A 14,070-nucleotide genomic window follows, 5' to 3' on the forward strand; every position below is an offset into this window, starting at 1 on the left:
ACCCGTCGTTACGGTGACCTGCCCACCATCACCACCACCCGCGCCGCCGCCGCCGATGCCGGCCAGACCGCCGCCGACGCCGCCGTTACCGCCGCCGCCGCCGATCGACTGAGCGAAAATACCGTAGCTGCCGGAATTTTTCGTGACGATGCTGCCATTGCCCTCGAGTTTGGCCTCGGCGGTGCCGCCGTTGCCGGCCGCGCCCCCTTGGAACCCAGGCCCACGAGGCCGGCGGCATAGCCACCGTCACCGCCGCCGCCGCCAACGGATTGCGCCGCCAGGCCGTAAGCGTCTTTGCCGCGCGTCAGAATGACGCCGCCCTGGCCATTGACCGCCAAGGCATAGCCGCCGGCGCCGCCCTGGCCTGCGCCGTCATTGCCGAGTGCCACGATACCGACGCTGTCGCCAGCCTGGCCACCCGTGCCGCCGATCGATTGCGCCATCACCCCATGGGCGCCCGTGCCGCTGGTCGTTACCGAGGCATAGTTGTAGGCCGAGGCCGTGCCACCGGTGCCGGCCTGCAGCGAGCTCCCGGGGATGCCGACGATACCATAGCTGCTGCCGCCTTCGCCGGATTCACCGCCCAGACTCTGGGCGTAAACGCCGATCGCACCCGTGCCTTGCGTGGTGATGGCGCCATTATTGGTGGCGGTGACGGTACCGCCGCCATTGCCTTCGCCGCCGGTACCGCCCTGGGCGACGCCGAACTGCACAGTTCCGGCAACACCACCGGCGCCGCTGCGGCTGTAGATGTGCATCCCGTGGGACTTGGCGCCCGTCGTGGTAATGCCGGTGAAGTTGGTAACAGTAACGTCACCGCCCTTGCCGGCCTTGCCGCCCGAACCGCCGTCTATGCCGAAACTGAAGACGGCATCACCGCCGCGGCCGCCGCCCCCGCCAACGCTGCCAACGCGGATGCCCGCCATGTTGTCGGAGATGGTTTCAATCAGGCCATGGCTCGACGAAATCGTGGTGGTGATGTGTTCACCATTGGTGCCCGCGCCACCGTTACCGGCCGAAACGCCGATGACGACGCCGAACACCTTGAAGCCGCCGCCGTTGCGGCCATTGCTGCCATTGCTCGCGACGCGGATGTCCTGGACGACGTTCTTGTCGCCCGAAGCCGGCGGATTGATGACGACGCCGGGACCGCTGGGCGGATTGACGATCGGGCCGACCTCCGCAGATTTGTCGACAAAGGTGATGATGTCGCGCTGAACTCCGCCGGCGCCTTCGACGCGGATCTTTGTGGCCTGGCCGGTAAGGGCATTGATGGTGACGCCGACGACCTTGACCTTGGTGGCCCCGCCATCAACAGTCGGGTCGATGATTTCCTTCTTGTCAGTAGCGTCCTTGGCCGTCAGCCCGGTCAGGCTGGTCAGGATCAGCAGGTATTTATCGGTAATGACCTTGCCGCCGCCTTCGTTCTTGAGGATGACACTGCTGACGCCGGTTTCCGGATTGACGATGGTGTCGCCCACGGCCGTGCCCGCGGCGACCGGGCTGGCCAGGACGATACCGGCGGCCAGACCCAGGCCCAGCAGAGCGGCACGCAGTTGCTTCAGGACTTTGCGGGTCGTCGATTCGATCTGTACTGCCTTGGCGCGCGAGGCCAGGTCGATGACCGAGGTATCAACAACGGACTGCGCAGGCACAGGTCGCGTGGCCAGCAAAACCAGGACGGCCAGGGCGTCATGCAGGCTGAGCAGCACGTCCCGCGGCACCTTGGTTTGCGGCGCATCCATCAACTCGGCGATCAAGGCGCGGGTAGCTTCCAGATCACGGGCGGCGGGACCGTAGCGCTCCTGGAGGGCACTGGCGACCGCGGGGTCGCGCAGATCGCCCTGCCATTGCTCGGCAAGCTGTTCCAGATAGGTGACGAGCTTCGTCAGCCGCGCAGCGCGCGAGCCTTTTGGTGATTGTGTCAATTTGGCCCCACGCGTTCAGTATTTGGTTGTTTGCCGGAGCCCCTGATAAACCCCGGAACGCTAACTCGTTAACAGCCCTTGCGGGTGACACGCTTAATTTGGCGTTAACCATACTTCAGCCCTGCGGGAATTGTCCAGTTACATCACAGGCCGGCCGTAGCGTGCTGTGACCTTTTGCCGGCTGTGAAACTCGACCGACGCATGCCAAAACGTGCCCGTCACGGAGGCCGTCATGCCCGTTATCATTGCCCAGCCCTTACCGGAAAAGTCGTTCCTTAGCGCCTATCGCGAGCGCAAGGCCTATACCGATGCCTACAGCCTGGAGCTTCCGTTCGAGGTGACCCTGGCTGAGTATATCGAGGCCTTCTATACCACCTGGCTGTTCAAGCTGGAGCGCGTGGTTCTGGCGACGCTGGTGGCCAGGCCGTCGAGTGAAAGGCAGGCGGCAGAACTGGCGCTTGGCGACGGCCGGCGGTTCGCCGCATGGACCGTCGAAGCGCGAGAGACCGACCAGATCCTGATGTGTGACTTCCTCTGCAAGACCCGGTCGTGGCTGATGTGCGACGGCAAGCGGTTGTGGTTCGGCTCGGCCATCGTGCCGAAAGCCGTTCATTCGAACGGCGAAGCCTATCTCGGTATCGGATTCCACCTGCTGATCCCTTTACATCGCCTCTATTCGAAGGCTCTGTTACGAGCAGCGGCGCGGAAGCTGATCCGCTCTCATGAAAGCTGAGCAGGTTTATACCTCGCCCGGTCTGTTTCTCAGGCCAAAAATCAGCAGCCACAGACACGTGCCCAACTCGCCAAAGGCGCCGGGAATCACGACAAGATATGGCAGTATGGTTGCGCTGTATCCCGGCACGAGCAGCGGCAACAGGAAGTTGGCCAAATATCCGGTACATCCCAACAGCAACAGAACACCCAGAAAACGCGGCATTGCGCGGGATTTTACAATGAGCCATCCCAGAGGCAGGAGCCACAGTCCCCAAAAGATCGAGGCGACCGATTCGGCCTGATGGTGGGCGTGGATATGATCCATGACCTGTAACGCCAGCGGTCCGTCACCTGGGCCACCGGCGCCATCCACAAGGGCCAGGACGCCGAGATAGGCCTGCGTGCCGACGAAAGCCATGCCGACGCCAACGGCGGCAAAGGCGACCATCAACCCCGCCCAGATGCGGCCGAACGACTCCAACAGGCTGTAAAGGACGACCGGCAGCGCCAGAAACAGAACGCCGCTTACGACACCACCGACAATGCCCTGCCTGAACAGTATTTCGGACGACATGATCTTAGCCAGCGTCGCCTGTGGGTCGTCCATGACGAACAGCTGGGACGGGACGTAGAGCAGGTTGAAGGCGCCGGTCAACGAAGCGGCCAGGTACATAAAGCCGGCCATCCGGGCCGTGGATTTTAGCGAGATTGTCATTGTCACTCCGCGAAGGGTTGGGTGACAACGACATCAAAGTCCGGTGCGCGTGTCGTCCGAACCGGCTGTCCCGGGCAAATCAGTTCTGCGCGATACGCGACGGAAAGCGCTGGGTGAAGTCCCTGTATGGGTCTTGAACGCCGCATTGAAGGTCGAGCGCGAATTGAAGCCGACGTCCAGGGCGATGTTGACGATCGACTCGCCGGTCAGGATCAGCCTTTGCCGGGCGTCAGCGACACGATAGCGGTTGACGTATTCGAAGAAGTTCAACCTCAGCTTTCGGCTGAAGGTCTGCGACAGATGGTCTTCGGATATGCGCAGGTGGTCGGACAGCCTGCGCAACGAGAGGCGCGGGTCGGCATACAGTTTCGAATCTTCCATGGCCTGAGAGAGGCGCAGTTCGATGGCGCACAGGCGCGCATCTGACAGCATGGAGCGGGTGTATTTGGCCTTCTGTTCGGCGAGGTTTTCGGGGCCTTCAATTGGGCTTTCGAGCTTTGGCGCGTCGAGGACCGGACGCTGCAGCACGCCGAAAAAGGCGATCAGGCCGATCCAGACCAGGTCGTAGCAAGCGGTCACCACGGGGTACCAGGGCGGACGGCTACCCTGGACCCCCCAGATTTCACCGAATATGTACCACATGCATCCGCCGCCCAGGATAAACAGCGCCCAGCGAATCCAGTCGAGCGCCCGGTCCTCGATGTTCGAGAACAGATCGCGCAAACGTGCAACGTGATTGCGCACACGGACGAAGGCGGCCGTGAGGTAGACCAGCGACACCAGCAGGATCACCCCAAACGTCAGGATGCAGGCGGTGAACGCCCAATCGCGCAGTTCGGGGTCGGGATATTGCAGCGAGAGCAGACCGGCCTTCTGTTCGTTCGACAGAAAGAAAAAGCGGGACATAATCAGTATGATCGCCGCCGGACCGGACAGAGCCCAGGCATCCCCGAGCCGCAGCGGTTGCGGTGAAGCGGCGGTCATCGACCGTACATAGAGGTAGAAGGCCGGCGCGAGCAGGGTTTTGAACGGAAACAGGATACCGGCCAGTTGCGGCACGGCGGCGTATCCGCCGGCCAGGAACACCAGCGTATCTGCGCGCGTGAGCGCACACAGCGCCAGGAAAGCCGCAAGAAACCCCGCCTGATCACTGCGTCCAGTTTTTTGCACGCACAGCAGACCGGCCGCGAACAGGGTCGCCGCCAGGGTCATGGCCACGGCTATCATCTCGACGAGATTCCCTTTAGTCATCAGTTTGCAACCTGGGTATCTCCGGACATACCGTCACGCTTTATGGACATCTTTCGCCTGTGTCTGCAATCGCACTGTGGGAGGGCGCGAGTGTCAGGACCTCATCCGGTCGCGCGCCTTGTCGACGGTTTCGAAATTGAAAAGGCCTGGTGCATACTTTGCCGTGATTTGACATTGGGGGATACCGAACTATGGTGGCCACATGCCGATACGCGCGCTTCTCACCCTGTCCAATTCCCTGAAGGGATATCCCGTCACGGGATCATAGCCCGAAGCTCGGCCCTGCGCCCCCCGAGCTTCGGGGCAAGCGCATTGTTTTCGATCGTCCCCGCACGTCGAGTTCTGCCCACCGGCGCACGAATATCTTCCCATGAACCTCAGGACCCTCGCATCCTGAAAAGCCTTGTGTGCCTATCATGACCTATCTCAATACCCGCCCGGGCCGTTCCGCCCCCCTGCCCCACATCCTGATCGGATGGGACGACTTCGAAACCCTGAACCGCCTGGCCGACGCCGCTACAGGCGATCTGGCACCCGCTGCGCAATACCTGCGCCGCGAACTGGACCGCGCCGCGGTCGTTGCTACGATGAAGCTCAACCCGGCCGTTGTGCGGCTTGGCTCAGTCGTCAGCTATGCCGCCGGCAAGGGCGCGGAACGCACCGTGCAACTGGTCCTGCCGGGCGAAGCGGATATATCGACTGGCTGTATCTCCATCCTGACACCGGTCGGCGCCGCACTGATCGGCCTTCGCGCCGGCCAGTCCATTACCTTCACTACGGCCCAGGGCCGCCAGCAAAGTCTGGAAGTCTTTCGGGTGGATCAGGCGCCCCTTGCTAAAGCTTGACAAGACCGTGCCAACCTTTCCAAATACAGGCCACAATGCAAAATCCAGATGACAAAACCCCGGCGGCACCTCGCGCCGATTGCCCGCGTCAATATCAGAACGATTATATTGGCAATTCGCCCGTTGGCGGTCGACGCCTTGCCATTCTGCTCGCCGTCGTGGTTGGCGTTGCGGCCTTGGCAGGGGGCGGCTGGGCTGTGCTCCAGGGCATGACACCTTGAACCGGATGCGCTCTAGCCACGCCGGCAGGCGCGGCGCGCGTTCAGTTCCGATATGCTGACTTGGTTTCGCAACACGGCGCGCTCACGCGCACCCCCATTGCGATAGGCGGCCTGGCTGACTTTGGCCCGGCTGGCCTCCGTCAGGCATTGCCTTGCCTGGGCGGCACTGCGGTCCGGCTGCGCGACAGCTACAGACGAGAAGCTGGTCAAAATCAGAACCAGAGAGATCAGACGGATACGGGACACAAGTCACTCCTGACGCGATTATCCACGTCCACGCAGCAAGAAGGGTGCCAGGATTTAAGTCCGGTTAACCCTCTCTTCAACGCTTCGACGCTAAGATTTAGCCCGTTCGTGAGGTCCAATGAAAACTCTGTCTCAACGCGTCAAGGCCTTTTCGGCTGTCCTGATCCTGGGTATCGGCGCCGCCGGTCTGTTCATATATCTGGCTCAGAATCACCAGATCAGCCTGGCGCAACAGGCGGATGCCGCACGCGACCGCGAGGCCATGATGTCGGATCTGGCCCTCACCACCAAACAGATTCAGGTCCACGTCGTTCAGGTGCAACAGTTCCTGACGGACGTATCGGCGACGCGTGGTCTCGACGGTCTGGACGACGGTACCGCGCAAGCCGAAGCCAACGCCAAGGCCTTCGAGGAGACAGTCACGCGGGCGGAAGGCCTGGCGAAGACCCTCGACCTGCCCGAAACCCTGGCCGCTCTGAAAGAGACCCACGGACTATTTCCGGACTATTATCGCGAAGGCCAGGTTATGGCAGACGCCTATGTCCGTGACGGTACGGCCGCCGGCAACGCCCATATGGGTCGTTTCGATGCGGCGTCCGCAGCGCTGTATGGCGGGCTGAACCGCGTGATCGACGACGTTCAGCGCAATGGTGACCAGATTTCCAAAGAGGCCGATGCCGCCGTCATCGCCAGCACCGCCAATGCGCGACTGCTGCGCAACCTGTCCATTGTGGGCGTCATCTTTATGGTGGGCCTGTTGATCGCCTACGCCGTCTATATGCTTCGCGCCTTGGTCACGCCCCTAACCCAGTTCGCCAGCCAGCTTGACGAGATCGCCGCCGACAAGCTGGACATCCGCGTCCTGCACACCGGCCGCACGGACGAAGTCGGGCACGTCGCCCGAGCCATAGACGGCTTTCGCAAGGCGGAGATTGAGTTCCGAGGTCGCGAAGCCGTGGAAAACGCGGCTCGACAAGAGCGCCGCGACCGTCGCGAACGTCTGGAATCCGCGATTGCAGCGTTTCGCGACCGCGTTGCCAAGGTGATGCAGTCGATCGACGGCAGCACCAACCAGATGGATGCCGTCACCCGCAGCCTGACCGAGATCTCGGACTCAACCGCGCTTCAGTCGCGAAGTGCTGCTAGTTCAACCCTTGAAGCCACCGACAATGTTCAGATCGTCGCTGCCGCGGCTGAGGAACTGGCGGCTTCCATCGCCGATATCAGCGACAAGATCGGGCTGTCGCAGACGGTCGTGCGCAAGACCGGTCAGGTGACCGCCGACAGCGAACGCAACATCGCCCGCCTGGCGCAAGCCTCAGAGCGTATCGGCGACATTGTCGGCCTGATTCAGAGCATCTCGGCGCAAACCAACCTGCTCGCGCTCAACGCCACGATCGAAGCCGCCCGCGCCGGGGATGCCGGCAAGGGCTTTGCGGTCGTCGCCTCCGAGGTCAAGGCGCTGGCCAGCCAGACGGGCAAGGCCACCGAAGAGATAATCCGGCAGATTCAGGAAATTCAGTCCGAGACGGGCACCGCCGTGCAGTCGATCAAATCCATCGCCGACCACATGTCTGAGGTGGAACAATATACGCTCGCCATCTCCGAGGCCGTCGAGCAACAGAGCCGCGCCACGCAGGAAATCGCTCAGAACGTGGCCCAGGCGGCCAGTTGCACTGCCATGGCCCAGAGCCAGGTCTCGGAAATGGAAGGCTCTGCGATGGAGACCCAGACCTCGGCCGGCGCGGTCGGCGCGACAACACAGAATCTAGCCCGGGACAAGGCCGTGCTGGCTCAGACCATCGACACCTTCCTCAGTGAAGTCGCCGCGTGAGTGGGTTACCGGTGCATTAACCCTAACTGTCAACGGGATATTGGCGCGTTTACCTTAACATGGCAGGCAAATGGGAAACGTCATGAAATCCTTTGCACGCCTGATCGCCGCCATCGCCCTTGCCACCGGCGCCATGAATGGCCAGGCCATCGCCGACGCGGCCTCGCCGCTGCACCTCGAGGCCGCCGCGACCGTTGATCTGCTCGACAATACCCAGGGGGGGCTGCGCACCGGTGCCTGGGCCATGAGCAACCTCGACCTGACCGCCGCCTGGACGGGTGGCAATGGATGGGAAGGCTTCGCCTATGTCCTGGCCAATCATCACGGCGGCTTTTCCGAGCGCTATGTCGGCGATGTCCAGGTGGTGTCCAATATCGACGCGCCGCCGGGCGTGCGGCTGATGGAAGCCTGGGCGCGCTACACCACAGCTGACGAACGGTTTGTCACCACAGCGGGCATTGTCAATCTGAATGCCATCTTCGACACCCAGCCGATCGGCGGCGTGTTCCTGAATTCTTCAGCCGGCATCGGCGCTGACTACGCCCAGAGCGGTCCGTCCATCTTCCCGGTGACCGGTTTCGCTATCGTCGAGGAATGGCGCGTCACGGATGCGATACGTCTGCGCGCCGGCCTGTTCGATGGCGTGGCGGGGGATCCGCAGCATGGATCCGTCTTCACCTCGCTTCAGATGAATGCCGAAGAGGGCAGTCATGCCGTCGTCGAGGCCGAATTTCTGTTCGACCGCGGCTTCGCCAAGGCCGGCACCTGGTCGTACAGCGTGCAGGGGGACCGGCTCGACGGGTCGGGAAGCGCGGATCGCACGGGGACCTACGGCCAGTTGGGCCTTTATCTCACGCGCGAAAACGAGGACGACGAACAGGGACTGTCCGCCTGGGTTCGTGCCGGGAGCGCGTCCGGCGATGTCCACGACCTGTCCGGCTACATCGGAGGTGGCTTGACCTATACCGGCCCCCTGCCCGGCCGAAATGGTGATGTGGTGGGCCTGGCGGTTTACCGTGCTCAGTTCAGCGAGGCCTGGCAGGCTCTCAATCCCCAAGCCGCGGACGCGGAAACGACTTGGGAAGTCACCTGGCAGGCGCCTGTCGGCTCGCGCCTCGTTATCCAGCCCGACCTGCAATACATCCAAAATCCCGGCGGTCTCGGCGCCAAGGATGCGGTTGTCGCGGGAGTGCGGCTACGGATGACGTTCGGCGGGTAACCGCACGCCTCCGGATACAGCCCTGCCGGATCACTTCCTTACGAAACGCGCGCCATCGACGCGTCGATATCTGCACCCGTTGCGTTACGCTGACCGGCATGGCGACGGACAGCAAGATGAATAAGAAGCCCGGCATTTTCACGCGATTTGCCGGGGCGGTGTCGACCGGAGCGGGAAGCCCCATCGCTTCGCTCCTGGCTTTTGCCCTGGTGGTCGTGTGGGCGGTATTGGGCCCGCTGTTCGGCTTCTCGGAAACCTGGCAACTGGTGATCAACACCGGGACCACCATCATTACCTTCCTGATGGTGTTCGTCATTCAGAGCTCGCAAAATCGCGATACCAAAATCGTCCAGTTGAAGCTGGACGCGCTGATCCACGCCATGTCGGGCGCCAAGGATAAGCTGATGGATCTCGAAAACGTCTCCGACAAGGATCTGGAATCGGTTCATGCCAGCTTCCAGCATCTGGCCCAAGGCGCCAAGGACGAAATCGACGACCGGGCGGCGAAAAAGCCCAAACCCAAGTCCACGCGCACCAAGCGCTCAGGAGTTAAGACATGATGCGTATCGCCCTTTTGATCGGTCTTGGGGCCGTCGCGGCCTGCAGTCCGAAAACGACGACCACGACGGAGTCCGTTTCGATCTCGCAGACCGTGGTGGTTTCCGCCGCACCCGTGGAGTCGGTCAGTGCGCAACCGCTCAATGTCATCTCGGCCGAGGGATATGGTCCGCTGAGGATCGGCATGACCAGGGCGCAGGTGATCGAGGCCCTGGGTCCGGACGCCAATCCCAATGCCGTGGGCGGACCCGATGAGGCGGCCTGCGACATGTTCCGGCCGACCCGTGCGCCGCAAGGATTTCTGGTGATGATCGAAAAGGGTGTCCTGACCAGCGTCTGGGCCAGCCGCGAATCGGGCATACCCAGCGACACCGGACTGAAGGGCAATGATCCTGCAACTAAGGTCAAGCAGACCTACGGCGCTGCACTGGAGACCGAACGGCACCACTATGTCGATTCGCCCGCGGAATATCTCACAACCTGGTCGACCAAGGATCGCGCCGTTCGCTATGAGATCGGCAACGACGGCAAGGTCGATTCCATCGCCGGCGGTGGCCGCTCGATCACCTATGTCGAAGGGTGTTCCTAACCCGGCTGTAGAGCCAGCCTGTTCAGGCGCGCGGCATAGAGGGTCGCGCCGACGCCCGGGGCGTGCAGCGGTTCGACGATGTCATAGGCCGGGTTCAGGGCGCGCAGATGGCGGCTGAACGGATCGAGGATCAACTGACCGGTCCGGAACATGCCGCCGGAATAGGAGACGCGCATGCGCTCGTCGGGGGGGCAATCCAGCTGCTGGCGAATAGCGTCGACAATGGCCGCCAGTTCGAAACCGGCACGCTCGAAAATGCTCCGCGCGGTGGCATCACCAGCTTCGACCGCCTTGGCAACCAATTGCGACATGGCGGCGATCTTGTCGCGCGACGGCGGCTCGCGGCCAAAGACTGCACCGCAGATGTCGAGATCGACCTTGAGTTCCATCGCCTCCATGAAAACGTCGTACAGGGGGCCTTTGGCCAGGCGGCCGTCGCCCATGCGCGAAAAGGCGTTCAGTCCCTGGACGGCAACCCAGTGGGCCGAGCCTTCGTCGGAGAAGATTTCGCCCCAGCCGCCGCCGCGCGCCGACTTGCCGCGGCGTTCACCGTAGCCGATCGAGCCCGTGCCGGCGACAATGTTGATGCCATCTTCGCCACCCAGCGATCCCGCCCAGCCGCAGATCATGTCGTTGCCGCAGCGATAGCGGTGATGGCCCAGGAAAGCTTCGGGGATGACGTCGAGAAAGGCCTGGGCGTGGGAATCCTCGCCATAGGCCGGCAGGCCGAAAAAGGCGTAGGCGACGTCCTCCGGGCTGGCGTCAACGGCGGCGAGCACGGTTCCAACCCCTTCCGCCAGAAGTTCATGTAAACCGTCAAAGCCGATCTGAATGTAGTAGCTGGGGCCCAACTGGTGGCTGGCGACGATGGTACCGGCTTCGTCGGCCAAGACGAAACCCGTCTTGGTGCCACCGCCGTCGACGCCGAGGAAATAGGGGCCTGTACCGCTAAGCAGGGCCATGACCTCAGTGGCCCTCGATCGCGTGGATGCGCACGCCCTGGACAACGCGGTTGACCGTGCCCGAGGCATTGGGCTTGTCCGGCGTCAGGTTGTGGCGCAGCGACTGGTAAAAGGCGAATATCTGCGGCGCCACGATATAGGGGAACAGCAGGTCGGCGTCGCCGGCGGTCTCTAGCCCCTTGACGCGGATGGTGTCGACGGCATCCAGCCCGACCCCGTCCTGGGCGGTGATGGCCACTACGCGGGCGGCGTCATTGTCACGGCGCAGTTCGTCAAGAAGGTCAGCGTCGTAAGAGCGGGTATAGGCGTCGTTGGAGAAGAAGACGACGACCAGGGTCCTGGCGTTGACGATGGTTTTCGGGCCGTGGCGGAAACCCAGCGGCGAGTCGAACATGGTCACCAGGGCGCCATTGGTTAGCTCCAGCAGCTTGAGGCCGCTTTCGCGCGCCAGGCCCTGGAAAACGTGGCTGCCGAGATAGACGATGCGCTCATAGCCTTCATCGGCGGCCGCTTTGAGCATGGCGGTGTAGTCAGTGATGACGCCTTGCGTGGCCTCGGCGATGGCATCGATGCGCGGTTGCAGTTTGTCGACGCCGGTGAAGGCCGACAGGGCGGCAAAGGTCATGCACGAGAAGCTCGACGTCATGGCGAAGCTGCGGTCGTGGGTGGCTTCGGGCAACAGGATCGTCAGGCCGCGGCCGCCCTTGGCGTAGCCAGCCAGCGCGCCGTCTTCATTGCAGGTGATGACCAGATGCTGCAAATGCGTGACAAAGCGGTCGGCCAGTTCGACGGCGGCGACGCTTTCGGGGCTGTTGCCGGAACGGCCGAAGGACACGAGCAGCGTCGGGGTGTCGGCTTCGAAATAGAGCTGCGGGGCGCAGACCAGGTCGGTCGTTGGGATGGCCTCGACGCGGCGCTTTAGTTGCGTCGCCAGGACCGGGGCCAGGCAGGTGCCGATAAAGGCCGAGGTACCGGCGCCGGTCAGGATGATCCTGGCATTTGCCGGCGTCAGCACGGATTGGAGAAAGGCGGTGATTTCGTCGCGGCGCGCCATCAGCAGGGCCTGGGTTTCGCGCAGCATCTGCGGCTGCTGCGCGATCTCGCGCGCCGTCCACAGTCCGCCCCGTTGCTCCAGGGTCTTTTCATCGAAGCCGAAAAGCACTTCGTTCATCTTGGTGTCAGGCATAAGCCGGCTCCGGGGATACTACGGTCAATGGGGTACAGGCCGCCTGATAACCATCGAGGGTCGCGCCGATATGGGCGATGACGAGATTGGCGGGCGACAGCGACAGGCCACCACTGCGTAGCGCCGCATAGGCGTCCGGCAGATACTGGCTGATCAGGGCCAGGGCGGGTGGGTTGTCGCTGAGGTTCTTGAACATGGTCTCCTGAGCCGCGGTGATGGCCGGATCCGGCCAGTAGTAACGAATGCGGTCGGAGAGACTATATTGCAAATCGAAACGCAGCTCAGCGTCTTTTGTATGATAATATTTCGCCCAGTTGCGCGGCTCGGCCGTCATGCGGTCGATGGTCACCTGGCGGAAGTTGGAGCGGCGTTCCGGCGCGATCCATTCCTGTTCGATGGCGTCGAGCGCCCACAGGGCCTCACGCAGCGCAAAGGTGACACCGGGACCGACCTTCAGGATGGCGAAATGGTCCTCGACCAGGTGTTTGAGCGCCGACGGCGTCTGGTAGTCGGTCGAGTGGGCCTCGAACAGCAGACCGGGCAGCGATTCGATAGCGCGGCTTAAGGACAAGGCCTTGGCGCGGTTATAGTCGATGACCTTGCGGTGGTCGAATTCGACGCCGGGCTGAACCACGGTGGCGACGACGCGCTTCCAGGCGTCGTTCAGGCCGTTCTCGGCAAAGATAAGACGGTGAGTTTCGATGGTAGCCAGGGCGGCGACGGGCGTGGTGACTTCCAGTTCCGGCAGGTCTTCAGCAGCACCTCCAGGGACGGGGACTTCGGTGCCAATGACATAGACGCATTTTTCGCCGCCAACTTTCGCTTGGGTGTCTTCGGCGATGCGGATCAGTCGGGCGGCGCGGCGGGCGATGGTGTCTTCGGGCAGGGGCACGGGGTCGTCGGCGCACGACATGGAACAGTCGGCGTGGATCTTGCGGAAACCGGCGGCGACATAGTGTTCGATCAGGACCTCGGCCTTTTGCATCGCGTTTTCGGCGGTCAACGCGGTCCAAGGGTTTGGGCCCAGGTGATCGCCGCCCAGGATGATGCCGCGGCGGGGGAAGCCTGTACGGTCGGCGATGGCGTAGACAAACTCACGAAAGTCATCCGGCGTCATGCCGGTATAGCCGCCGTCCTGATTGACCTGGTTGCAGGTGGCTTCGATCAGGGTGACGTTCAGCTTCGACGCCAGGGCGTGAACGAACGCGGCCTCGATCACCAGGGGGTGGGCGGAACAGACCGAATAGATGCCGCAAGGCGTTCCCGCCTTATGACGCGCGACCAGATCGAGCATAGCCTTCATGGGAGGAGGCTCCTTACGTAACAGTGTCTTGTTGAGTCAGGTGTAGCCTAAGGCGAAGCGCAACGCAACCAAAACAATGAAAACGAAACATATAAAATTTCGATCTGTCGATGTTTAAAATCGGCAAGGCCGGTAGAATCAAACGACGGAAGGCACGGACAGAAACGGAAAGAAGCGGAATTCCGGTGGTGGCACCTCCCGCGCGAAGTGCCTTTGAATTGACTGTTCGGGTGGCGCGCCGGCGTATCTTCACCCGGAATTCCATGAGTTCCGTGCACGTCGCCGCAGGCGGCGCTTTCCGTGTGTTCCGTGTTCCTCTTAAAAGTTTCCGGTTTGTTTGAGGCTTATAAGAGGAACACGGAAAACACCGAGGCCGCTGCGCGGCGACACTGAAAACACGGAACTCAGGACAAGCCACAATCTGCACATCCCGTCATTAAATAGGAAGACGCTTCGCGTGAGAGTTCGGCCACCGGAATTCCGCCTCTTTCCGTTTCTG

At 62.4% G+C, this 14,070-nt stretch carries 13 protein-coding genes; 6 read left to right on the forward strand and 7 right to left on the reverse strand.

The features are described 5' to 3' along the window. Positions 1–8: 8 nt before the first annotated feature. Positions 9–1,928 (reverse strand): hypothetical protein, encoded by a 1,920-nt coding sequence (locus tag ABI_RS00915; protein ID WP_006270912.1) that lies wholly within the window; start codon positions 1,926–1,928, stop codon positions 9–11. Between the two features lie 232 nt (positions 1,929–2,160). Between ABI_RS00915 and ABI_RS00920 the strand changes: the two genes are divergently transcribed. Beyond that, the gene (locus tag ABI_RS00920) at positions 2,161–2,661 is read left to right on the forward strand and encodes a hypothetical protein (RefSeq protein WP_006270913.1); all 501 of its coding nucleotides are present in this window, start codon (positions 2,161–2,163) and stop codon (positions 2,659–2,661) included. A 6-nt stretch (positions 2,662–2,667) separates the two neighbouring features. Here the strand turns inward: ABI_RS00920 and ABI_RS00925 are convergent, their stop codons facing one another. Next, positions 2,668–3,357, reverse strand: a complete 690-nt coding sequence (locus ABI_RS00925; protein WP_006270914.1) for a DUF4386 domain-containing protein — start codon at positions 3,355–3,357, stop codon at positions 2,668–2,670. A 33-nt stretch (positions 3,358–3,390) separates the two neighbouring features. Next, positions 3,391–4,608, reverse strand: coding sequence for a helix-turn-helix domain-containing protein (locus ABI_RS00930; RefSeq protein WP_083811356.1), 1,218 nt, complete (start codon positions 4,606–4,608; stop codon positions 3,391–3,393). A gap of 416 nt (positions 4,609–5,024) precedes the next feature. On the opposite strand from ABI_RS00930, the gene rnk reads away from it, so the two are divergent. Beyond that, positions 5,025–5,453, forward strand: a complete 429-nt coding sequence (gene rnk, locus ABI_RS00935) for a nucleoside diphosphate kinase regulator (protein WP_006270916.1) — start codon at positions 5,025–5,027, stop codon at positions 5,451–5,453. 233 nt (positions 5,454–5,686) lie between these two features. Here the strand turns inward: rnk and ABI_RS00940 are convergent, their stop codons facing one another. Then, entirely contained in the window at positions 5,687–5,920 is a 234-nt protein-coding gene (locus tag ABI_RS00940; RefSeq protein ID WP_006270918.1) for a hypothetical protein, read from the reverse strand. Positions 5,921–6,038: 118 nt separating this feature from the next. On the opposite strand from ABI_RS00940, the gene ABI_RS00945 reads away from it, so the two are divergent. From ABI_RS00945 to ABI_RS00960, 4 genes are all read left to right on the forward strand, one after another. Continuing rightward, the gene (locus ABI_RS00945; RefSeq protein WP_006270919.1) at positions 6,039–7,754 is read left to right on the forward strand and encodes a methyl-accepting chemotaxis protein; all 1,716 of its coding nucleotides are present in this window, start codon (positions 6,039–6,041) and stop codon (positions 7,752–7,754) included. An 82-nt stretch (positions 7,755–7,836) separates the two neighbouring features. Next, positions 7,837–8,973 carry a carbohydrate porin gene (locus tag ABI_RS00950; protein WP_157138662.1) on the forward strand — a complete coding sequence of 379 codons (1,137 nt, stop codon included), beginning with the start codon at positions 7,837–7,839 and terminating at the stop codon, positions 8,971–8,973. Positions 8,974–9,089: 116 nt separating this feature from the next. Beyond that, a complete protein-coding gene (locus ABI_RS00955; protein WP_157138663.1) occupies positions 9,090–9,533 on the forward strand; it encodes a low affinity iron permease family protein in 444 nt (147 codons plus the stop codon). Beyond that, positions 9,530–10,120 (forward strand): hypothetical protein, encoded by a 591-nt coding sequence (locus tag ABI_RS00960; RefSeq protein ID WP_006270922.1) that lies wholly within the window; start codon positions 9,530–9,532, stop codon positions 10,118–10,120. Before ABI_RS00955 ends, ABI_RS00960 begins: the two co-directional genes overlap by 4 nt. Here the strand turns inward: ABI_RS00960 and ABI_RS00965 are convergent. Genes ABI_RS00965 through ABI_RS00975 form a run of 3 tightly spaced genes read right to left on the reverse strand, consistent with a single transcriptional unit; the run spans position 10,117 to position 13,571 of the window. Continuing rightward, the gene (locus tag ABI_RS00965; RefSeq protein ID WP_006270923.1) at positions 10,117–11,082 is read right to left on the reverse strand and encodes an N-acetylglucosamine kinase; all 966 of its coding nucleotides are present in this window, start codon (positions 11,080–11,082) and stop codon (positions 10,117–10,119) included. The two genes, ABI_RS00960 and ABI_RS00965, sit on opposite strands and share 4 nt — an antisense overlap. Before the next feature lie 4 nt (positions 11,083–11,086). Beyond that, positions 11,087–12,268, reverse strand: coding sequence for an SIS domain-containing protein (locus ABI_RS00970; RefSeq protein ID WP_006270924.1), 1,182 nt, complete (start codon positions 12,266–12,268; stop codon positions 11,087–11,089). Beyond that, positions 12,261–13,571 (reverse strand): D-tagatose-bisphosphate aldolase, class II, non-catalytic subunit, encoded by a 1,311-nt coding sequence (locus tag ABI_RS00975; RefSeq protein WP_040308463.1) that lies wholly within the window; start codon positions 13,569–13,571, stop codon positions 12,261–12,263. The genes ABI_RS00970 and ABI_RS00975 overlap by 8 nt, the downstream gene beginning before the upstream one ends. Positions 13,572–14,070: the final 499 nt, after the last annotated feature.

This window comes from Asticcacaulis biprosthecium C19 (assembly GCF_000204015.1).
Lineage (GTDB): Bacteria > Pseudomonadota > Alphaproteobacteria > Caulobacterales > Caulobacteraceae > Asticcacaulis > Asticcacaulis biprosthecius.